We start from the raw sequence: 20,566 nt of genomic DNA, 5'->3' as shown, positions 1-20,566 counted from the left end.
GGTTAATCCCGCTGCTTTTTTTTGCCCACGATCACCGAATAACACCTGCGGCTCTCTGGCTTAACTTCTACCAACACGTTACGGACGTAAGGATTTTTTGTGCTGATTATTCTGGGTTATATCGTGGTCGTCGGCTCCGTGTTGGGCGGCTATATGATGGTCGGTGGCCATTTAGGTGCACTTTATCAACCTGCTGAACTGATCATTATCGGCGGGGCCGGTATTGGTGCCTTTTTGGTGGGTAATAATGGCAAGTCGATCAAAAAAACGTTAAAAGCGCTGCCTTTGTTAATGCGCGGCTCGAAATATAACAAATCTGTATACATGGATTTAATGGCTCTGCTTTATCGCCTGATGGCAAAATCACGCCAGCAGGGCATGTTGTCATTAGAACGTGATATTGAAGATCCCAGCCAGAGTGAAATTTTTGCTAACTATCCGCGTATTTTGGCCGATAAACAGTTGGTGGATTTTATTACCGATTATTTACGATTAATGGTCAGCGGGAATATGAATGCTTTTGAAATTGAAGCATTGATGGACGAAGAGATTGAAACCTATGAGCACGAGTGTGAAGTGCCGGCACAAAGTATCTCAGCCATGGGGGATGGATTACCGGCTTTTGGCATCGTCGCAGCCGTTATGGGCGTGGTCCATGCGCTGGCTTCCGCTGATCGTCCTGCTGCGGAATTAGGTGCGCTGGTGGCTCATGCCATGGTGGGAACGTTTCTCGGTATCTTGCTCGCTTACGGCTTTATCTCTCCACTGGCGTCGGTACTCCGTCAGAAGTGTGCTGAAACCACCAAGATGATGCAATGCGTCAAAGTGACTCTGCTTTCCAGTCTGAATGGTTATGCCCCGCAAATTGCGGTCGAATTTGGACGTAAAACGCTGTACTCCGCTGAGCGTCCTTCGTTCTCAGAACTGGAAGAGCACGTACGTAACGCCAAAAACCCAGCGAAACAGACTTCGGATCAGAACTCATGAAGGCAGGCAATCGCCCCATTGTGCTGGTTAAAAAGCGCAAACATAAAGGTCACCATGGCAGCCACGGTTCGTGGAAGATTGCCTATGCCGACTTTATGACGGCGATGATGGCGTTCTTTATGGTGATGTGGCTGCTCTCGATCTCCAGCCCAAAAGAGTTGATCCAGATAGCTGAATACTTCCGCACGCCGCTGAAAGTGGCATTAACCGGCGGGCAGCGCAGCAGCGACAGTGAAAGCCCGATTCCGGGTGGCGGTGACGACCCAACGCGTAAAGACGGTGAAGTGAAAAAAGTGGTCGATATGGATGCGCAGAAGAAGAAGCTGGAAGAGATTCGTCTGAATCGCTTGCGCGAAAAATTAGACCAACTCATCGAAGCCGACCCACGTCTGAAGGCACTGCGCCCGCATTTAATCATCAATATGGTGGAAGAGGGGCTACGCATTCAGATTATCGATAGCCAAAACCGTCCGATGTTTAAAACCGGTAGTGCGGAGGTGGAGCCTTATATGCGTGACATCTTGCGTGCTATCGCCCCGGTGTTGAACGATATCCCTAACAAAATCAGCCTGGCGGGTCATACCGACGATTTCCAGTACGCTAATGGCGATCGTGGCTATAGCAACTGGGAACTGTCTGCCGATCGTGCCAATGCTTCGCGGCGTGAGTTAGTTATCGGCGGTCTGGATGGTGGAAAAATGCTGCGTGTCGTTGGCATGGCCGACACCATGAAGCTGAAAAACCGTGGTTCAAATGACGCCGTAAACCGCCGTATCAGTCTGCTGGTGTTGAACCACGACACCCAGGCTGCGATTGAAAAAGAGAACTCTGAGAGCGATGCCGCGCAGGTAACTGACCCGGCACAAATTATTCCCGACATTACCGCACCCACCGGCCCGGCAGCCTCCACTGCACCGGCAGGTTCAACCGCGAAGCCGGCAGCGCCGACCAACGTGGTGACACCTGCTCCAGCGGATAAGCCAGCGGCGAGCGCGGTGACACCAGACCAACCCTCACAGCCGAGGTGATCCCGTGAGCATGGACATCAGCGATTTTTACCAGACGTTTTTTGATGAAGCCGATGAGCTGTTAGCGGATATGGAGCAACACCTGTTGGGATTGGATCCCCAGGAGCCCGATTCCGAGCAGTTGAATGCCATCTTCCGCGCCGCCCACTCCATCAAGGGCGGAGCCGGTACATTTGGCTTTACGGTTTTACAGGAAACCACCCACATCCTGGAAAACATTCTGGATGGTGCGCGCCGCGGCGAAATGCAGCTGAGCACCGACATCATCAACCTGTTTTTGGAAACCAAAGATATTATGCAAGAACAGCTCGATGCCTATAAAACGGCGCAGGAACCGAATGCAGAAAGCTTTAAATACATCTGCGAAGCACTGCGTCAGTTGGCGCTGGAAGCCAAAGGCATAGCGCCGGAAGCACCGAAAGTGGCCGAAGTGGTGGAAATCGCCGCCCCTGTTGCAGCGGCCGGTCTGCGCTTAAAACTGGTGGATTTGAAAGAGAAAGAGCCTGAGTTGATGCTGGAAGAGCTTGGCAACTTGGGTACCGTCAGCAACGTAGTGAAGGGCGCGAACACGCTGGAAGCCACCGTTGATGGCGTGGGCAAAGATGACATCGTCGCGGTGCTGTGCTTCGTGTTGGATGAAGCGCAAATCCAGTTCCCGGAAGGCGCAGTAGCCGAGGCCTCAGCCGTGGCGGAAGCCGCACCGGCACCAGTACAAACCGCCACCGTGACAGATATTACGCCGCCCGCTAAACGCGAAGCGAAACGCGCGGCCGCACCGGCAAAAGCCAGCGAATCCAGCAGCATCCGTGTTGCAGTTGAGAAGGTCGATCAGTTGATCAACCTGGTAGGCGAATTGGTGATTACCCAATCTATGCTGGCGCAGCGTTCAGGCGCACTGGACCCGGTGGCACACGGCGACCTGCTGAATAGCATGGGTCAGCTGGAGCGTAACGCCCGCGATCTGCAAGAGTCCGTGATGTCGATTCGTATGATGCCAATGGAGTATGTCTTCAGTCGCTTCCCACGTCTGGTGCGCGATCTGGCCAGCAAATTGGGTAAAGAAGTGGAACTGACGCTGCTTGGCAGCTCTACCGAACTGGATAAGAGCCTGATTGAACGCATCATCGACCCGTTAACGCACCTGGTACGTAACAGCCTTGACCACGGCATCGAAACCCCAGAGAAACGTCTGGCTGCTAACAAAACGGGCGTCGGTAACCTGACGCTGTCAGCGGAACACCAAGGCGGCAACATCTGCATCGAAGTGATTGATGACGGTGCCGGACTGAACCGCGAGCGTATTCTGGCCAAGGCCATGTCTTCAGGCTTGCCGGTCAGCGAAAACATGAGCGATGAAGAGGTCGGCATGTTGATCTTCGCGCCTGGCTTCTCAACCGCTGAACAGGTCACCGATGTATCCGGTCGTGGCGTGGGTATGGACGTGGTGAAGCGTAATATTCAGGAGATGGGCGGACACGTCGAGATCTCCTCGAAGCAAGGCAAAGGCACCACCATCCGCATCCTGCTGCCGCTGACGCTGGCGATTCTGGACGGCATGTCAGTCCGCGTTGCAGATGAGGTCTTCATTCTGCCGCTGAACGCCGTGATGGAATCACTGCAGCCTACCGCAGAAGAACTGAAACCGCTGGCCGGTGGCGAGCGTGTGCTGGAAGTGCGTGGCGAATACTTGCCGCTGGTTGAGCTATGGAATGTGTTTGAAGTACAGAACGCCAAAACCGATGCCACCCAAGGCATTGTGGTGATTCTGCAAAGCGCAGGCCGCCGTTATGCACTGCTGGTCGATCAACTGATTGGTCAGCATCAGGTGGTGGTTAAGAACCTGGAAAGCAACTATCGCAAAGTGCCGGGCATTTCTGCTGCCACCATTCTCGGCGATGGCAGCGTGGCGCTGATTGTGGATGTCTCTGCACTGCAATCGTTGAACCGTGAAAAGCGTGTGGCCGGTGCCGCAGCGTAATAGATAATTAAAGGGCAAAAAAATGACTGACATGGCAACCGTGACCAAAATCGCTGGCGAAACCGTGGGCCAGGAATTCTTAGTTTTCACCCTGGGTGACGAAGAGTACGGCATCGATATTCTGAAAGTGCAGGAGATTCGTGGTTACGATCAGGTAACGCGCATTGCCAACACACCGGAATTCATCAAAGGCGTGACCAACCTTCGTGGCGTGATCGTGCCTATCATCGATCTGCGCGTGAAGTTTGCGCAGCAGGATGTGGAATACAACGAAAACACCGTGGTGATCGTCCTGAATCTCGAACACCGTGTGGTCGGTATCGTGGTGGATGGCGTGTCTGACGTGCTGTCTCTGACGCAGGATCAGATTCGCCCGGCACCGGAATTCGCGGTGACCATGTCCACTGAATACCTGACCGGTCTGGGTGCGCTGGGTGAGCGTATGCTGATTCTGGTCGACATTGAAAAGCTGCTGAGCAGCGAAGAGATGGCGCTGGTGGATACACTGCGTAGCGCGTAATGCCCCAAACGGGCCGCATCTCTGTGGCCCGTTATCATCACCAACCTAAATTAATTACTTGTAATTCAACAAAAAAAATCCAAAAGCCCCCGCATTTACTCTCAATATTCCTCGCCATGGGTCGATAACTGAACTGCGTCATTTTTCTTCTTTTTCCAGGGCAAACTATGTTTACAAGAATCCGTGTTGTCACCAGTTTATTGCTGGTGCTATTGGTGTTTGGTTTTCTGCAACTGGCATCCGGCTCACTGTTTTTCAAAGCGCTGAGTGATGACAAAAACAGTTTCAACGTTTCACAGCTGGCGAGTAATAATACGGCTGCTATCAACGATGCCTACATGAGCCTCAACCAGAGCCGTGTGGTGTTGACCCGCATTCAGTTGCGTATGGCCACCAGCAAACTGAACGGTTCTGAGCCGGATATTGCTGGCCTGTATGACGACAGCAAGGCGTTTCAGAAAAGTGCAGCGGACAATTACCAACTGTTCAAAGCAACGCCAGATACACCAGGACAGGATGTCGAGCTGAATAAGCATATGGATCAGACTTACAGCGCTTATGCCAGTGCACTGAGGCAGATGCAGGACGCGCTGCTGGCGAAAGATCTGGTGCTGGCGGGTAAAGTGCCGGTGGCACCAAGCCAGAGTGCGTTCCTGAAAGATTACAGCCAGTGGCGTGCCGATCAGGATCGATTGACCGAAGCCGGTGTGCAAGCCAACGTGTCAGCTTACGAACATATGATGTGGTTGCTGGGTGCGGTAATGGTGGTGGTGATTGCCGTGATTGCGCTGTGCTGGGTGGGTTTACGCAAGGTATTGATTAAACCGCTCAACGACAATATTCAACACATCCAACATATTGCGCAGGGCGATCTGACGCAGACTATCGCGATAGAAGGTCGCAATGAGATGACGCAGTTAGCGACCAGTCTGCATGATATGCAGCAGTCGCTGGTGCGCACTGTCAGCAACGTGCGTGATGGCTCTGACGCCATCTTCACAGGGGCCAGTGAAATCTCTGCGGGTAATAACGATCTTTCTGCGCGCACTGAAGAGCAGGCTGCATCGCTGGAGCAGACCGCAGCCAGCATGGAGCAGCTCACCGCCACGGTGAAACAGAACGCCGAAAATGCCCGTCAGGCATCGCAGCTGGCACTCAGCGCGTCCGAAACGGCACAGAAGGGCGGCAATGTGGTGGCTGGCGTCGTGCGTACCATGAGCGATATCGCCGGTAGCTCGAAGAAAATTGCCGATATCATCAGTGTGATTGATGGCATCGCTTTCCAGACCAATATTCTGGCGCTAAACGCGGCGGTTGAAGCGGCCCGTGCCGGTGAGCAGGGGCGTGGTTTTGCCGTGGTCGCGGGTGAAGTTCGTAACCTGGCACAGCGCAGTGCACAAGCCGCGAAAGAGATTAAGAGCCTGATTGAAGACTCGGTAAGTCGTGTCAACAGCGGCTCTGAGCTGGTGGGCACGGCGGGTGACACCATGAGTGAAATCGTCAGTGCGGTGACGCGTGTAACCGACATTATGGGCGAGATCGCTTCTGCATCGGATGAGCAGAGTCGCGGTATCGACCAGGTCGGCCAGGCGGTCACCGAAATGGATCGCGTGACACAGCAGAATGCTTCGCTAGTGGAAGAGTCTGCCGCCGCAGCCGCCTCACTGGAAGAGCAGGCCAGCCGCCTGAGCCAGTCTGTGGCGGTGTTCAAGGTTGCGCGCGCAGCACAGCCTGCAGTGGCCGGCGCTGTGGTTCGTCATCCACAGATTGCGCCACCGGTGTTAAGTGCGCCGCGTAAGGCCGTGACTGCACCTGTAAGTGACAGCAACTGGGAAACCTTCTAACCGATTGCGGGAGTAGGCGGACGGCACAAGTGCCGCACCCTACAGACGGCAGGTTATAGCCTGGCTAAGAATAGATAACCACGATGCGCTTTTATCGCTCCTGCGGTAAAGGCGCATTTTTTTTAATGACAATTTCTTTAGTTATAAAACTCTGTAAAGAAACTTATTGGCAGAATTATATTTCGTAAAAGCCGTTAAAGCCCCTCAAATTTTAACAACTGCGGTCGATAACAGCGGAAGCCGAAACGCATCATCCTCTGGAGAACCCATGTTAAAACGAATTAATGTCGTCACCAGCCTTATCACCGTCTTGCTGGTGTTTGGCGCTTTGCAGTTACTGTCGGGCGGGCTGTTCTGGTCTGCCTTACAGAAAGATAAAGAGGCGTTTGCCGTCGCGCAGACCTCCACCAATAACGTTGGCGCGATGTCCGATGCCTGGATTGAGCTCAACCAGACCCGTACCGTATTGAACCGCGCCATGCTGCGCATGCAGGGCACTATGGCGGCACAGTCCAACGGCGGTCAGCTTCAGGCGCTGATTGCGCAGACGGAAAAACAGCTGGATGTCGCCGCAGGGCACTATCAGCGTTATTACGATCTGCCGGGCACGCCAGGCTTACCGGACGCGTTGCGCGACCGACTGGAAGCGGACTACGCGGCGTTTAACGATGGCTTAAAAGCGATGCTGGATCGTCTAAAAGCTAACGACCTGCAAGGTATGTTTGATCAGAATATCGAAGCCAAACAGGTGAAGATGAAAGCGACTTATGCCGAGTGGCGCACCGCACAGAGCGTTCTGGCGGCGGAAGGTGTGGCGCAGAACCAGCGCGCTTTCCACACCATGATGTGGTTGCTGGCGTTTGTTGCGCTGGTGGTGGTGTTTGTCATTGTTGGCTGCTGGTTTGGCTTGCGTAGCGTGCTGATCCAACCGCTGCATCAGCTGTTGGGGCATATTCGCCATATCGCTTCTGGCGATCTGACGCAGAACATCACGGTGGAAGGGCGCAATGAGATGAGCCAGCTGGCGGCCAGCCTGCATGAGATGCAGCAGTCGCTGGTGCGTACCGTCAGCAACGTGCGTGACGGTTCCGATGCCATCTTTACCGGGGCGAGTGAAATCTCAGCGGGTAATAACGACCTCTCTGCGCGTACCGAAGAGCAAGCGGCCTCGCTGGAGCAGACGGCAGCCAGCATGGAGCAGTTGACCGCTACCGTGAAACAAAATGCGGAGAATGCCCGTCAGGCATCGCAGTTGGCACTGAGCGCTTCCGATACGGCACGTAAAGGCGGAGAAGTGGTCGATGGCGTGGTGCGTACCATGCATGACATTGCAGGCAGTTCGAAAAAGATCGCCGACATTATCAGCGTGATCGACGGTATTGCGTTCCAGACCAATATTCTGGCACTCAACGCCGCGGTTGAAGCCGCACGTGCGGGTGAACAGGGGCGTGGATTTGCCGTGGTGGCGGGTGAAGTGCGTAATCTGGCACAGCGCAGTGCCCAGGCCGCCAAAGAGATCAAAGGATTGATTGAAGATTCGGTCAACCGCGTCAATAGCGGTTCACAGCTGGTGGGCACCGCCGGTGAAACCATGAACGATATCGTCGGGGCGGTCACTCGCGTCACCGATATCATGGGCGAGATTGCTTCAGCCTCTGATGAACAGAGCCGGGGAATCGATCAGGTCGGTCAGGCCGTCACTGAGATGGACCGCGTGACACAACAGAACGCTTCGTTGGTGGAAGAGTCCGCTGCTGCTGCGGCTTCACTGGAAGAGCAGGCCAGCCGACTGAGCCAGTCGGTGGCGGTCTTCCGCGTGCCGCGTGCTGCGCAAGCAGAGGTGGTGGTGCGTCATCCTCAGATCGCGCCGCAAGCGGTGAAAACACCACGTAAAGCAGTGACAGCACCGGTGAGTGACAGCCACTGGGAAACGTTTTAAGCGTTGAGGGAGGGGGGAATCTACCCCTCTCCCGCTTATCTACCCCCTAAAGCCAATTTATCCCGATTCCTCCCTAATTCCCGCTGGTCCAACCCGTCACATCATCCGTAAAGATCCCCCCGCGAAGGCCGATAACAGGAGCGATCCGCCAACCAATGAGGTGTTTATGTTTAGTCGTATTCGAGTCGTTTCCGGGCTGTTGTGTGTGCTGGCCTTGTTTGCCTTGCTGCAGCTGTTTTCCGGAGGGATGTTTTTACCACGGTGAAAGCCGATAAAGAGAATTTTGCTTACAACCAGCGTCTCAGCACGCTGCAACGGGCAATGGGCACCTCTTGGGTATCACTGGTTCAGGCGCGTAACACGCTGAACCGTGCAGGGATCCGCTATCTGCTGGACAGCCAGCAGGCTGGCTCAGGCGCGACCGTGAAAGAACTGGTGGCACTGGCCAATGAGGAGTTACAAACCGCTGACAAAGGGTTTGCTGAGTTCAACGCCAACTTGTCTGAAAAAGGCAAGTCTGCCGAAAACGTGCTGACGTTACAGGCGAACTATAAAGCCTTCCGTGGTGCACTGGCTGAGCTGATTGATTTCCTGGGTGCAGGAAATTTCAAAGGTTTCGTCGACCAGCCGACGCAGGGTTTCCAGAATAAGTTTGAAACCGATTACAACGCCTGGCTGGCCCACAACATCGTACTGGCCAAGCAGGGTATCGATGCCAACGAAAGTGCTTATCAACACTCCATCATGTTGGTGCTCGGCACGTTGCTGGTGACCTTCCTGGTGATTCTGCTGGTGTGGAATGGCATGCGTAACGTGCTGATCCGTCCTCTGAAACAGAGTATTGAGCATATCCGCCATATCGCGCGTGGTGATCTCACGCAGCAGATTGATGTCAGCATGCGTAACGAGATGGGCGAATTGCTCAGCTCGCTCCAGCATATGCAGCAGGAGCTGTCTAACACCGTGCGTACCGTGCGTGATGGTTCAGACGCCATCTATACCGGCGCCAGTGAAATCGCCATGGGCAACAACGATCTCTCCTCTCGCACCGAGCAGCAGGCAGCTTCGCTTGAAGAGACTGCCGCCAGCATGGAGCAGTTAACCGCTACGGTGAAACAGAACGCCGAAAACGCCCGTCAGGCTTCACAGCTGGCGCTGACCGCCTCAGAAACGGCGCAGCACGGCGGCAAAGTGGTCGATGGCGTGGTCACCACCATGAAAGAGATCACCGGTAGCTCGAAGAAAATTGCCGACATTATCAGCGTCATTGATGGCATCGCCTTCCAGACCAATATCCTGGCGCTGAACGCCGCGGTTGAAGCCGCGCGTGCCGGTGAACAGGGCCGTGGTTTTGCGGTGGTCGCGGGCGAAGTGCGCAGCCTGGCACAACGCAGCGCCCAGGCAGCAAAAGAGATCAAAGGTCTGATTGAGGATTCGGTGAGCCGCGTGAACACCGGTTCGGTGCTGGTAGAAAGCGCCGGCGAAACCATGACCAACATCGTTAATGCCGTCACGCGTGTGACCGACATCATGGGCGAAATCGCCTCTGCGTCCGATGAGCAGAGCCGCGGGATCGACCAGGTGGGCTTAGCGGTGAACGAAATGGATCGGGTGACGCAGCAAAACGCCGCGCTGGTGGAAGAGTCCGCGACGGCAGCGGCGGCACTGGAAGATCAGGCCAGTCGACTGAAACAGTCGGTTGCCGTGTTCAATATTGGTAAAGAATTTGTCGCTCAGGCCGTTAACGTAACTACAGCGCCAAAAATTTTGCGTTCAGCCGCGCCAAAAGCGCTGGCGCAACCGGCAGGTACACGTAACGCGGACGAAAACTGGGAAACCTTTTAATCCGAGTGGCCGCCGCAAGGCGGCCCAACTGGCAGCACAGCAGTAACCGCAGTATCACAATTTAATCAGTTTGTTGCCGGGTGACCTGACATGAAGAAATCGACGTTATTGGATCAAAGTGAAGCGACAACGCTGCTCTCGCAAATGGTGCAGCGCCTGCCGCTCTCAGATACTCATTTTCGTCGTATCAGCCAGCTGATCTATCAGCGCGCAGGTATTGTGCTGGCCGATCATAAGCGGGAGATGGTTTACAACCGCTTAGTGCGCCGTTTGCGCATGCTGAATATTGATGATTTTGGTCGTTATCTGGCGTTGCTGGAGCAAGACCAGAACAGTGCTGAGTGGCAGGCGTTTATCAACGCGCTGACCACCAACCTGACCTCATTTTTCCGCGAGGCGCACCATTTCCCGATCCTCGCGGATCATGCGCGTAAGCGCAGTGGCAGTTACAGCGTGTGGAGTACCGCCGCCTCAACCGGCGAAGAGCCGTACTCCATCGCCATGACGCTGGCGGAAACGCTAGGCACCGGACCGGGTAAATTCCAGGTGCACGCCAGCGACATCGATACGCAAGTATTGGAAAAGGCCGTGGCGGGTGTCTATCGCCAGGAAGAGCTGCGCACCTTGTCGCAATCACAGCTGCAGCGCTTTTTCCTGCGCGGCACCGGGCCACATGAAGGCATGGTGCGTGTGCGCTCTGAGCTGGCTGGCATGGTGAATTACTCGCAGTTGAACCTATTGGCTAACGACTGGGCGTTGCCGGGTCCGTTCGACGCAATATTCTGTCGTAACGTGATGATCTATTTCGATAAAGAGACGCAGGAGAAAATCTTGCGCCGTTTCGTTCCCCTGCTGAAGCCGGGCGGCTTGTTGTTTGCCGGCCATTCAGAGAACTTCAGCCAGATCAGTAAAGAGTTCTGGCTGCGTGGACAGACAGTCTATGGATTGACCAAGGAAAGACGATGAGCAAAATCACCGTAATGTGCGTGGATGACTCTGCGTTAATGCGCCAGTTGATGACCGAGATCATCAATAGCCATGCCGATATGGAGATGGTCGCGACGGCACCGGACCCCCTGGTGGCGCGGGATTTAATCAAACAGTACAACCCACAGGTGCTGACACTGGATGTGGAAATGCCGCGCATGGACGGCCTCGACTTCCTGGAGAAGCTGATGCGTCTGCGCCCAATGCCGGTGGTGATGGTCTCTTCGCTGACCGGAAAAGGTTCGGAAGTGACCCTGCGCGCGCTGGAGTTAGGTGCGGTGGATTTTGTCACCAAGCCGCAGTTGGGCATTCGTGAGGGCATGCTGGCCTACAGCCAGATGATCGCTGACAAAATTCGTGCCGCGGCGCGGGCGAAATTGCATGCGCGGCCTGCTACGCCAGCCCAGGTGACGCTGAAAGCCGGTCCGTTGCTGAGTAGTGAAAAACTGATTGCCATCGGATCGTCAACCGGCGGCACAGAGGCCATTCGCCATGTGCTTCAACCGCTGCCTGCCACCAGCCCAGCACTGCTGATCACGCAACATATGCCACCGGGATTCACGCGTTCCTTTGCCGAGCGTCTGAACAAGCTGTGCCAGATCACCGTAAAAGAGGCGGAAGACGGTGAGCGTATTCTGCCCGGTCACGCCTATATTGCGCCCGGTGCTATGCACATGGAGTTAGGCCGCAGCGGCGCAAACTACGTGGTGAAACTTAATGATGGACCACCCGTGAACCGCCACAAGCCGTCGGTTGACGTGCTGTTTCGTTCGGTTGCGGTTCATGCAGGACGAAATGCAGTGGGCGTGATTCTGACCGGGATGGGAAATGACGGTGCCGCCGGGATGCTGGAAATGCATCGCGCGGGTGCCTGGACCATCGCGCAGGACGAAGCCAGCTGCGTCGTATTTGGTATGCCGCGCGAAGCAATTGCGATGGGCGGTGCCAGTGAAGTCGTCGATTTAGGACACATCAGCCAGCATATGCTGGCGAAAATTAGCGCCGGACAGGCATTGCGAATTTAACGAGCCGGTCCTGCCGGACAAGACAACACAGGAGTAGATATGGCTGATAAAAATATGCGCTTTTTGGTGGTGGATGATTTCAATACGATGCGTCGTATCGTCCGTAACCTGCTGAAAGAGCTGGGATTCAATAACGTTGAAGAAGCAGAGGATGGTGTAGATGCACTGACCAAACTGCGTGCTGGCGGCTTTGATTTTGTCGTCTCTGACTGGAATATGCCAAACATGGATGGTCTGGAACTGCTGCAGACGATTCGTGCCGATGCCGCATTGAGCAAACTGCCGGTGCTGATGGTGACGGCAGAAGCCAAGAAAGAGAACATCATCGCAGCCGCACAAGCCGGTGCCAGCGGATACGTCGTGAAGCCATTTACTGCGGCAACACTCGAAGAGAAATTGGGCAAAATTTTCGAAAAACTGGGTATGTAAGGAGATGTGATGAGCGACCTTCCGAAACCAACCGAAGAAGCCTCGGCACACGACATTATTACCCGTATCGGCTCGCTGACGCGCATGTTGCGTGACAGCCTGCGCGAATTGGGGTTAGACCAGGCGATTGCCGAAGCGGCGGAAGCCATTCCGGACGCGCGTGACCGTCTGGATTACGTGGTGCAAATGACGGCGCAAGCGGCAGAACGCGCGCTGAACTGCGTAGAAGCCGCGCAGCCACACCAGGACCAAATGGAATCCAGCGCCAACCAGCTGAAAGGCCGTTGGGATGCGTGGTTTGAAAATCCGATTGAACTGACTGATGCGCGTGAGTTGGTTTCGGATACGCGTCAATTTTTGACCGACGTACCGGGACACACGTCTTATACCAACAAGCAATTGTTGGAAATCATGATGGCGCAGGATTTCCAGGACCTGACCGGTCAGGTAATCAAGCGCATGATGGATGTGATCCAGGAGATCGAACGTCAACTGCTGATGGTGCTGCTGGAGAATATGCCAGAAGCCAATGCAGCGGCGCGTAAAGATGCCAGCAGTCTGCTGAATGGTCCGCAGATCCATGCCAATGCACCCGGTGTGGTGGCGAACCAGGACCAGGTCGATGACCTGCTGGATAGCTTAGGGTTCTGATGCGACGGGCGGTCAACTGGCCGCCCCACAGGCCACAACACGTCCCATTTTCGTCAGCCGCCGTTAAAATACGGCGCGCTTTTTCATCTCTTCAATACCTGCCACTAACACCTGCACACCCAACGCCTCAAATGCGGCAATCTGAGCGGCGGTAATCCCGCTGTCCGTGATCAAATAATGAATTTTGCTCCATTCGCAGGGGAGCGCGAACATCGACACCTTATCGATTTTGCTGGAGTCCGCCACCACGTAAACCGTGCTGGCGGAGTTGATCATCGCCATTTTCACTTTGATATCGGTTTCACTCGGGAAGCTGAGGCCGAGACGTGGCGAGATACAGGCGGTGGCGAGAAACAGTTTCTCTGCCAGCACGTTCTCGAAGAAGGAGGCGGCTTTTTCCCCTGAGGTGGAGAGCGTCGGGAATTTGAAGGTTCCCCCTGTCAAAAGGATATTGATTCCGGGCTCCCCACCAAGTTTCAGTGCGATATTTACCGCCGTGGTAATCACGGATAAACGACGGATATGCCCAATCGCCTCGGCAATCGCGGTGGTGGTGGTACCGGAATCGAAAATCACCGTGTCGCCATTTTCCACATGCTGCGCCGCCAGGCGGCCAATGGCTTCTTTCTCATCGAGATGTGTCTGACGTTCCAGCAGCAGTGCGCCGGTATTCTGTTTACCGGTCATGAGGGTGGCACCACCGTGATAGCGCTGGACGTGTCCAGCCTTTTGCAGCATGCGTAAATCAGTACGGATAGTGGCTTCGGTCAGGCCAAAGGTATCGGTCAAGGCTTTTACCGTGACGGTGCCGTCTTCACGGATCATCTCCAGGATCTTCTCACGGCGCTGTTGCATATCAGCCAGCTGCTCAGTTTTGCTTTTCAATCGAAATGCTCCCTCTTTCCAATCACGGTCTGGTTTTGCCCATAAGAAAACCCGAGATGATTTTACTCTGCGCCTTGAGGATTTGCGAGGCAACCTGCACAAATGTACATTTTCGAATGAAAATAAGAAAAAGCCATGCGATTGATTTCTCATTGTCTCTGTAACCATTATTTCTATATAAAAAATGGCTTATATCTGACATTTATAGATAAAACAACAATATAAAATTAATTCATATCATTTGTATGAAATTTGATCTCCTCCACAAACCATTGCGAAACGATAGCTTATATTTTTGTTCGAAAATCAATAAAGCCATGTACTCACACGGCCAGACATTATCAGAGCTGCCGGGCACGCACAGGAGAGAGAGGATGAGTGGGGAATACGATGTCAACCTGCGCTACGGCGTAAACACCGACCTGGATTTAACCGGCAAAGTGGCGGTGGTCACTGGCGGGCTGGGTGGGATTGCCATGGCGAGTAACGCCATGTTGCTGGAGAAAGGGGCAAGGCTGGCACTGCTATACCCGCCTTTCGAAAGTGACAAAGTGGCGGCAGTGCAAGATCAGTTCTCCGCCGATAGCGTGCTGCTGGTGTGCTGTGATGTGACTGACGCTGCGTCTGTCGAGGCGGCCTTTGAACAGGTTGAACAGCACTACGGCCACATCGATATTCTGGTGAACTGCGCCGGCTATGTGATGTTGCAGCCGGTACTGGAAACCGACGTTGCCGAATGGCAAAAGCAGATAGCCGTTAACCTCACCGGCCCTTTCCTCTGTTCACAGGCGGCGGGCAAGCGCATGGTACGCGCCGGTAAGGGCGGCAAAATCATCAATATCGCCTCTCAGGCTGCGTCTATCGCTATTGATAATCACGTGGCTTACAGCTCCGCAAAAGCCGGCCTGCTCGGCATGACCAAAGTGATGGCGAAAGAGTTCGCGCCGCATCGCATCAACGTCAACACCCTGTCACCCACCGTGGTACTGACGCCGATGGGGGAAAAAGCCTGGCGCGGTGAGAAGGGCGAGCAGATGAAAAAACTGATCCCTTTAGGCCGCTTTGCTTACACCGATGAAATCGCCGCCGCCGTACTGTTTTTCGCCAGCAACGGCAGCGACATGATCACCGGCGCAGATTTAATGATCGATGGTGGTTTCACCATCTGGTAACACCGCGCCAGCACCAGTAAGGCCTCACCCCTACCATAACGACAAAACAATGAGAGAACACGAAGATGAAAAAACGTACCCTGCTGTTCACCGCCATTGCCAGTTGCCTGTTTGCTCAAGCCAGTTTCGCTGCCGATAAAGGCACGATCATGATTCTGGTTAACTCCCTTGATAACCCTTATTACGCCTCCGAAGCCAAAGGTGCCAACCTCAAAGCACAAGAGCTTGGCTATAAAACCAGCGTGCTGTCGCACGGCGAAGATGTGAAAAAACAAAGTGAGTTGATCGATGCCGCTATCGGTAAAAAAGTGCAGGGGATCGTACTGGATAACGCTGACTCAACCGCCAGCGTAGCCGCCATCAAAAAAGCGAAAGAGGCCGGTATTCCGGTGGTGCTGATCAACCGTGAAATCCCGGTGGATGACGTGGCGCTGGTACAAATCACGCACAATAACTTCCAGGCCGGTTCCGATGTCGCCAACGTATTTGTTGAGAAAATGGGCGAGAAGGGCAGCTATGCCGAGTTGACCTGTAACCTTGCTGACAACAACTGCGTGACGCGTTCTAAATCCTTCCACCAGGTGCTGGACCAGTACCCCGACATGAAAAGCGTGGCGCGTCAGGATGCTAAAGGCACCCTGATTGATGGCAAGCGCATCATGGACAGCATCCTGCAGGCGCATCCCGATGTGAAAGGGGTGATTTGCGGCAACGGTCCGGTGGCATTAGGTGCGATTGCCGCGCTGAAAGCTGCAGGCCGCACCGATGTGACGGTAGTGGGCATTGATGGCAGTAATGATGAGCGTGATGCGGTGGAAAAAGGCGATCTGAAAGCCACTGTGATGTTACAGGCGCAAGCCATTGCCGCGCAGGGAGTGACGGACCTCGACAACTTTATCCAGAAAGGCGTCAAGCCAGAGAAACAGCGCGTGATGTTCCGCGGCATCTTGATTACCCCAGACAATGCCAAAGGCGTACAGGACTTTAACTACAAGTCGTAATTAATCATCGGTACGCCCGCATTGCGGGCGTCCAGGAGTAAATGATGCACAAACGACTCTGGTTACTGCTTCCTGTCGTGATCCTTAGCGGTTGCCGCATTGTGTCGCAGCAGGAGCTGGCCGACCTGAAAAATCCCCCGAATCCTAAGATGGCCAACATTGCACAGACCTGGCAGCAAAAACTGGTACCGCAGGTCGAGCATGATGCGAAACCGGTCGCTGAGCTGCTGAATGCCTTGAAATCGACCAACGATTTTGACAGCGCCTGTAAAACCTATGGCTACCGTTCGCAGGAGGAGAACCCCTGCGTATTCAGTGTCAAGGTGAGTGGCGAAGTGACGGCAGTCAACACCACGTCACGTAACGGCCGCATGACCGTGAAGGATGTCTCCGGTGACGATGTGACGGTACAAATCGGCCCGATTTTCCCAGGCACGGTTCTGCGTGATGCCTATAAAGGGGCGAGCTATCAGGATTTCAACGATCAGGTGCTGTTCGGTGATTACAGCCGCGCGATAAACCAACAAGCGGCCACCATGATGAATAACTTCAAGCCGAAGGTGGGCGATAAAGTTCAGATATCTGGTGTGTTTAGCAGTTTTGATATCCCACAGCAGGTGCCGAATGTGACGCCCGCTGCCATCACCCGGCAGTAAGGAGCGGGCATGCAGAATCCTCAATCGGACGTGATTATCGAGACCCGCAATGTGTCACGCATTTATCCCGGCGTGACGGCACTCGATCAGGTGAATTACCGCGTCTATCGCAACAAAGTGAATGTGCTGATCGGTGAGAACGGTGCGGGCAAATCCACCATGATGAAGATGCTGGCGGGGGTCGAAACGCCTTCCTCGGGCGACATCCTGTTGGATGGCGAAGTGGTCACGCTGAACTCGACGCATCAGGCGGAAAAACACGGTATCAGCATTATTTTCCAGGAGCTGAACCTGTTCCCCAACATGAACGTGATGGACAACATCTTTATTGCCAATGAGTTTTTCCAGCGTGGCGTGATCAACGAGAAGTATCAGTACGCACTGGCGAAATCCCTGTTGGAGCGACTGGAGCTGGATGTCGATCCTTATGCGCCTTTAGGGGAACTGGGCATCGGTCATCAGCAACTGGTGGAGATCGCGCGGGCGCTGTCGAAGGACACGCGCGTGCTGATCATGGATGAACCCACCAGCGCACTGAGCCAGTCGGAAGTGAAAGTGTTGTTCAACGTGATTGACCAGCTCAAACGCCGCGGTGTCACCATCATCTACATTTCCCATCGGCTGGAGGAGTTGATGGAGATTGGTGACCACATCACCATTTTTCGTGACGGGCGCTTTATCAGCGAGCGCGATGTGCGTGACGCCTCGGTGCCCTGGATCATTGAACAAATGGTGGGCGACAAGAAAAAACACTTCGATTACCAACCGGCCCCGCAGGGTGAAACCGTATTGAACGTCAACGGCCTGACCGCGCTGCATCAGAACGGCGGCTACAAGCTGAATGATGTGTCGTTTTCACTGCGCAAAGGGGAGGTGATCGGGATTTATGGCTTGTTGGGGGCGGGACGCACTGAGCTGTTTAAAGGGCTGATTGGCATGATGCATTGCCAGTCCGGCAGCGTCAGCCTCAATGGCGCCACGCTGGATAAAAGTAACTTCCAGCAGCGGCTGAAAAAAGGCATCGCTTTAGTTCCCGAAGATCGACAGACCGAAGGCGTGGTGCAGCTGATGTCCATCACCGCCAACATGACCTTGAGCGACCTCAGCCTGCGCGGTTTTCGTCGCGCCTTGCGGCTGCTCAACCCACAAAAAGAGCAATCGCGGGTGGATGAAATGATTGGCCACCTCGCCATCAAGGTCAGCGACCCAGAACTGCCAATCACCTCCTTAAGCGGCGGCAACCAGCAGAAAGTGGTGTTGGGTAAGGCATTGATGACCGGCCCGCAGGTGGTGTTGCTGGACGAGCCAACGCGCGGCATTGATGTCGGGGCGAAAACCGATGTTTACCACCTGATTGGCAACCTCGCACAGCAGGGTCTGGCGGTGATGTTCTCCTCTTCCGAACTGGACGAGGTGATGGCACTGGCCGATCGCATTCTGGTGATGGCGGATGGCCGCATTACCGCCGATTTACCGCGCAGCGCGGCGACACGTGAAGCCCTGATTAGCGCCTCGACGCCGCATGATTGAGCCGCAGGAGAATAACCGATGAACCAGAAATACCTGCTCTATATGTACTTACTTAAGGCGCGTACCTTTATCGCCTTACTGATCGTGGTCGGCTTTTTCAGTTTTATGGTGCCGAATTTCCTGACCACCTCCAATTTGCTAATTATGACGCAGCACGTGGCCATCACCGGTTTACTGGCGATCGGGATGACGCTGGTGATCCTCACCGGCGGCATCGACCTCTCGGTGGGTGCCGTAGCGGGGATTTGCGGCATGGTCGCAGGGGCGTTACTCACCAATGGTGTGCCGCTGTGGGGTGGCAATACGCTGTTCTTTAATGTCCCGGAAGTGATATTGGTGGTGGCGCTGTTCGGTATCGTGCTGGGCTTAATCAACGGCGCGGTGGTCACTCGTCTCGGCGTGGCGCCATTTATCTGTACGCTGGGCATGATGTACGTCGCCCGCGGTGCGGCACTGTTGTTTAACGATGGCAGCACCTACGCCAATCTGGTGGGCATGCCTGCACTGGGCAACACCGGTTTTGCTTTTCTCGGCTCTGGCAGTCTGTTAGGTATTTATATCCCCATCTGGCTGATGGTGGGCTTCTTACTGCTGGGCCTCTACCTGACACGAAAAACACCGTTGGGACGCTACATCTATGCCACGGGTGGCAATGAGTCTGCTGCCCGTCTGGCGGGTGTGCCAATCATCAAAGTGAAAGTCTTTGTGTACGCCTTCTCAGGCCTGTGTGCCGCGCTGGTGGGGCTGATCGTCGCCTCGCAATTACAAACAGCACACCCGATGACCGGCAACATGTTCGAGATGGATGCCATCGGGGCAACGGTATTGGGCGGGACGGCGCTGGCGGGAGGTCGAGGTCGTGTATCAGGCTCGATCATCGGTGCCTTTGTCATCGTCTTCCTCGCGGATGGCATGGTGATGATGGGCGTCAGCGATTTCTGGCAAATGGTGATTAAAGGGCTGGTGATTGTCACCGCCGTGGTCATCGATCAGTTCCAGCAAAAATTACAAAGTAAGGTGGTGCTGCTGCGCAGACATGAAAAAAAGCAGCATTCGGCCGCCCTGCCTGAAGCAACGCATGGATAACAGGAGGCAATATGACACGCGATTTTAGTGGAAAGACAGTGGTGATAACCGGCGCATGCCGTGGCATAGGGGCCGGCATCGCCGCCCGCTTTGCGCGCGATGGGGCAAAACTGGTGATGGTGTCAAACTCAGAGCGAGTCTTCACCACGGCAAAAGAGATTGAAGAAAAATTCGGCAGTGAAATCTTACCGTTGCAGGTGGATGTCACCGATGAGGCCGACGTGCAGCGCTTGTATCAGCAGGCCGCACAGCGCTTTGGCACCATCGATGTCTCAATCCAGAATGCCGGGGTGATTACCATTGATCGCTTTGACGCCATGCCGAAAAGCGACTTTGAAAAGATTCTGGCGGTCAATACCACCGGTGTCTGGCTGTGCTGTCGCGAGGCGGCCAAGTACATGGTGAAACAGGGCAGCGGCAGTTTGATCAACACCTCGTCAGGGCAGGGAAGGCAGGGATTTATCTACACGCCGCACTACGCCGCCAGCAAAATGGGGGTAATTGGTATTACCCAGAGCCTGGCGCTGGAATTAGCGCCCTGGCATATCACCGTCAATGCCTTCTGTCCCGGCATTATTGAAAGCGAGATGTGGGATTACAACGACCGCGTGTGGGGGGAAATCCTCAGCAGTGATAAAAAGCAGTACGGTAAAGGAGAGTTGATGGCCGAGTGGGTGGAAAATATCCCGCTGAAGCGCGCCGGCCAACCCGAAGATGTGGCCGGGCTGGTGGCTTTCCTCGCTTCTGACGATGCACGCTATATCACCGGGCAAACCATTAACGTGGATGGCGGGCTGATATTTTCGTGAGTCACATCAGTTGCTAGAAGCAAGTGTTGTTCCAGGCTTAAAAATTGCGCCTTTTTATCAAAGCGCAATGAAGCTGATGAGCAAGCAGGGGTTGCGCTGGGGCAGGCATCCGCAGCGCTGAACGGAGTGAGTATGCCAGGAGAGCCCGCAGGACGCGGGCGAAAGGTGGCGCTGGAACAGGGATGTTCCATCGT

General features: G+C 54.6%; 17 protein-coding genes and 1 pseudogene. 17 read left to right on the top strand and 1 reads right to left on the bottom strand.

Annotated features, from left to right (window positions below; genetic code table 11):
• The first annotated feature begins 99 nt into the window (after positions 1–99).
• From motA to cheZ, 11 genes and pseudogenes are all read left to right on the top strand, one after another.
• Positions 100–987 carry a flagellar motor stator protein MotA gene (gene motA / locus PSSD_RS11755; protein ID WP_039333403.1) on the top strand — a complete coding sequence of 296 codons (888 nt, stop codon included), beginning with the start codon at positions 100–102 and terminating at the stop codon, positions 985–987.
• The gene (motB, locus tag PSSD_RS11750) at positions 984–2,015 is read left to right on the top strand and encodes a flagellar motor protein MotB (RefSeq protein ID WP_058972365.1); all 1,032 of its coding nucleotides are present in this window, start codon (positions 984–986) and stop codon (positions 2,013–2,015) included. The genes motA and motB overlap by 4 nt, the downstream gene beginning before the upstream one ends.
• 10 nt (positions 2,016–2,025) lie before the next feature.
• Positions 2,026–3,993, top strand: a complete 1,968-nt coding sequence (gene cheA, locus PSSD_RS11745) for a chemotaxis protein CheA (protein ID WP_201023811.1) — start codon at positions 2,026–2,028, stop codon at positions 3,991–3,993.
• A 22-nt stretch (positions 3,994–4,015) separates the two neighbouring features.
• Positions 4,016–4,513: a chemotaxis protein CheW gene (gene cheW / locus PSSD_RS11740; RefSeq protein WP_039337364.1), complete on the top strand. Its 498-nt coding sequence runs from the start codon at positions 4,016–4,018 to the stop codon at positions 4,511–4,513.
• Positions 4,514–4,680: 167 nt separating this feature from the next.
• Complete coding sequence (locus PSSD_RS11735; RefSeq protein ID WP_058972363.1) at positions 4,681–6,357, top strand: methyl-accepting chemotaxis protein; 1,677 nt, start codon at positions 4,681–4,683, stop codon at positions 6,355–6,357.
• Positions 6,358–6,625: 268 nt separating this feature from the next.
• Positions 6,626–8,296 (top strand): methyl-accepting chemotaxis protein, encoded by a 1,671-nt coding sequence (locus PSSD_RS11730; RefSeq protein WP_058972362.1) that lies wholly within the window; start codon positions 6,626–6,628, stop codon positions 8,294–8,296.
• A 166-nt stretch (positions 8,297–8,462) separates the two neighbouring features.
• Positions 8,463–10,141 (top strand): annotated as a pseudogene (locus PSSD_RS11725) (methyl-accepting chemotaxis protein).
• A 90-nt stretch (positions 10,142–10,231) separates the two neighbouring features.
• On the top strand, positions 10,232–11,107 hold the full coding sequence (gene cheR / locus PSSD_RS11720) for a protein-glutamate O-methyltransferase CheR (RefSeq protein ID WP_039337373.1): 876 nt from the start codon (positions 10,232–10,234) through the stop codon (positions 11,105–11,107).
• Positions 11,104–12,153, top strand: coding sequence for a protein-glutamate methylesterase/protein-glutamine glutaminase (locus PSSD_RS11715; protein WP_058972361.1), 1,050 nt, complete (start codon positions 11,104–11,106; stop codon positions 12,151–12,153). Before cheR ends, PSSD_RS11715 begins: the two co-directional genes overlap by 4 nt.
• Before the next feature lie 39 nt (positions 12,154–12,192).
• The gene (gene cheY, locus PSSD_RS11710) at positions 12,193–12,582 is read left to right on the top strand and encodes a chemotaxis response regulator CheY (RefSeq protein WP_007892562.1); all 390 of its coding nucleotides are present in this window, start codon (positions 12,193–12,195) and stop codon (positions 12,580–12,582) included.
• Positions 12,583–12,591: 9 nt separating this feature from the next.
• The gene (gene cheZ, locus PSSD_RS11705) at positions 12,592–13,233 is read left to right on the top strand and encodes a protein phosphatase CheZ (protein WP_039337377.1); all 642 of its coding nucleotides are present in this window, start codon (positions 12,592–12,594) and stop codon (positions 13,231–13,233) included.
• A 63-nt stretch (positions 13,234–13,296) separates the two neighbouring features.
• Here the strand turns inward: cheZ and PSSD_RS11700 are convergent, their stop codons facing one another.
• Positions 13,297–14,118 carry a DeoR/GlpR family DNA-binding transcription regulator gene (locus tag PSSD_RS11700; protein ID WP_058972360.1) on the bottom strand — a complete coding sequence of 274 codons (822 nt, stop codon included), beginning with the start codon at positions 14,116–14,118 and terminating at the stop codon, positions 13,297–13,299.
• A 374-nt stretch (positions 14,119–14,492) separates the two neighbouring features.
• On the opposite strand from PSSD_RS11700, the gene PSSD_RS11695 reads away from it, so the two are divergent.
• The 6 genes from PSSD_RS11695 (at position 14,493) to PSSD_RS11670 (ending at position 20,372) form a co-directional block, all read left to right on the top strand.
• Positions 14,493–15,290 carry a GolD/DthD family dehydrogenase gene (locus tag PSSD_RS11695; protein WP_058972359.1) on the top strand — a complete coding sequence of 266 codons (798 nt, stop codon included), beginning with the start codon at positions 14,493–14,495 and terminating at the stop codon, positions 15,288–15,290.
• A 65-nt stretch (positions 15,291–15,355) separates the two neighbouring features.
• Positions 15,356–16,291 (top strand): D-ribose ABC transporter substrate-binding protein, encoded by a 936-nt coding sequence (locus PSSD_RS11690; protein ID WP_058972358.1) that lies wholly within the window; start codon positions 15,356–15,358, stop codon positions 16,289–16,291.
• A gap of 44 nt (positions 16,292–16,335) precedes the next feature.
• On the top strand, positions 16,336–16,947 hold the full coding sequence (locus PSSD_RS11685) for a DUF2291 family protein (RefSeq protein ID WP_058972357.1): 612 nt from the start codon (positions 16,336–16,338) through the stop codon (positions 16,945–16,947).
• A gap of 9 nt (positions 16,948–16,956) precedes the next feature.
• Complete coding sequence (locus PSSD_RS11680) at positions 16,957–18,477, top strand: sugar ABC transporter ATP-binding protein (protein WP_058972356.1); 1,521 nt, start codon at positions 16,957–16,959, stop codon at positions 18,475–18,477.
• 18 nt (positions 18,478–18,495) lie between these two features.
• Positions 18,496–19,563: an ABC transporter permease gene (locus PSSD_RS11675; RefSeq protein WP_058972355.1), complete on the top strand. Its 1,068-nt coding sequence runs from the start codon at positions 18,496–18,498 to the stop codon at positions 19,561–19,563.
• Positions 19,564–19,574: 11 nt separating this feature from the next.
• Complete coding sequence (locus PSSD_RS11670) at positions 19,575–20,372, top strand: SDR family oxidoreductase (protein ID WP_058972354.1); 798 nt, start codon at positions 19,575–19,577, stop codon at positions 20,370–20,372.
• The last annotated feature ends 194 nt before the right edge of the window (positions 20,373–20,566 follow it).

Source organism: Type-D symbiont of Plautia stali (assembly GCF_001485335.1).
Lineage (GTDB): Bacteria > Pseudomonadota > Gammaproteobacteria > Enterobacterales > Enterobacteriaceae > Pantoea > Pantoea vagans_C.
Note: the sequence above shows the minus strand (reverse complement) of the source record. Positions and strands in the feature narration are given on the sequence as shown.

Excerpts from the sequence above, each read along its gene's own strand:
- motB (WP_058972365.1), top strand. The coding sequence starts at position 984 with ATGAAGGCAGGCAATCGCCCCATTGTGCTGGTTAAAAAGCGCAAACAT.
- cheA (WP_201023811.1), top strand. The coding sequence starts at position 2,026 with ATGGACATCAGCGATTTTTACCAGACGTTTTTTGATGAAGCCGATGAG.
- cheW (WP_039337364.1), top strand. The coding sequence starts at position 4,016 with ATGACTGACATGGCAACCGTGACCAAAATCGCTGGCGAAACCGTGGGC.
- PSSD_RS11735 (WP_058972363.1), top strand. The coding sequence starts at position 4,681 with ATGTTTACAAGAATCCGTGTTGTCACCAGTTTATTGCTGGTGCTATTG.
- PSSD_RS11730 (WP_058972362.1), top strand. The coding sequence starts at position 6,626 with ATGTTAAAACGAATTAATGTCGTCACCAGCCTTATCACCGTCTTGCTG.
- cheR (WP_039337373.1), top strand. The coding sequence starts at position 10,232 with ATGAAGAAATCGACGTTATTGGATCAAAGTGAAGCGACAACGCTGCTC.
- PSSD_RS11715 (WP_058972361.1), top strand. The coding sequence starts at position 11,104 with ATGAGCAAAATCACCGTAATGTGCGTGGATGACTCTGCGTTAATGCGC.
- cheY (WP_007892562.1), top strand. The coding sequence starts at position 12,193 with ATGGCTGATAAAAATATGCGCTTTTTGGTGGTGGATGATTTCAATACG.
- cheZ (WP_039337377.1), top strand. The coding sequence starts at position 12,592 with ATGAGCGACCTTCCGAAACCAACCGAAGAAGCCTCGGCACACGACATT.
- PSSD_RS11695 (WP_058972359.1), top strand. The coding sequence starts at position 14,493 with ATGAGTGGGGAATACGATGTCAACCTGCGCTACGGCGTAAACACCGAC.
- PSSD_RS11690 (WP_058972358.1), top strand. The coding sequence starts at position 15,356 with ATGAAAAAACGTACCCTGCTGTTCACCGCCATTGCCAGTTGCCTGTTT.
- PSSD_RS11685 (WP_058972357.1), top strand. The coding sequence starts at position 16,336 with ATGCACAAACGACTCTGGTTACTGCTTCCTGTCGTGATCCTTAGCGGT.
- PSSD_RS11680 (WP_058972356.1), top strand. The coding sequence starts at position 16,957 with ATGCAGAATCCTCAATCGGACGTGATTATCGAGACCCGCAATGTGTCA.
- PSSD_RS11675 (WP_058972355.1), top strand. The coding sequence starts at position 18,496 with ATGAACCAGAAATACCTGCTCTATATGTACTTACTTAAGGCGCGTACC.
- PSSD_RS11670 (WP_058972354.1), top strand. The coding sequence starts at position 19,575 with ATGACACGCGATTTTAGTGGAAAGACAGTGGTGATAACCGGCGCATGC.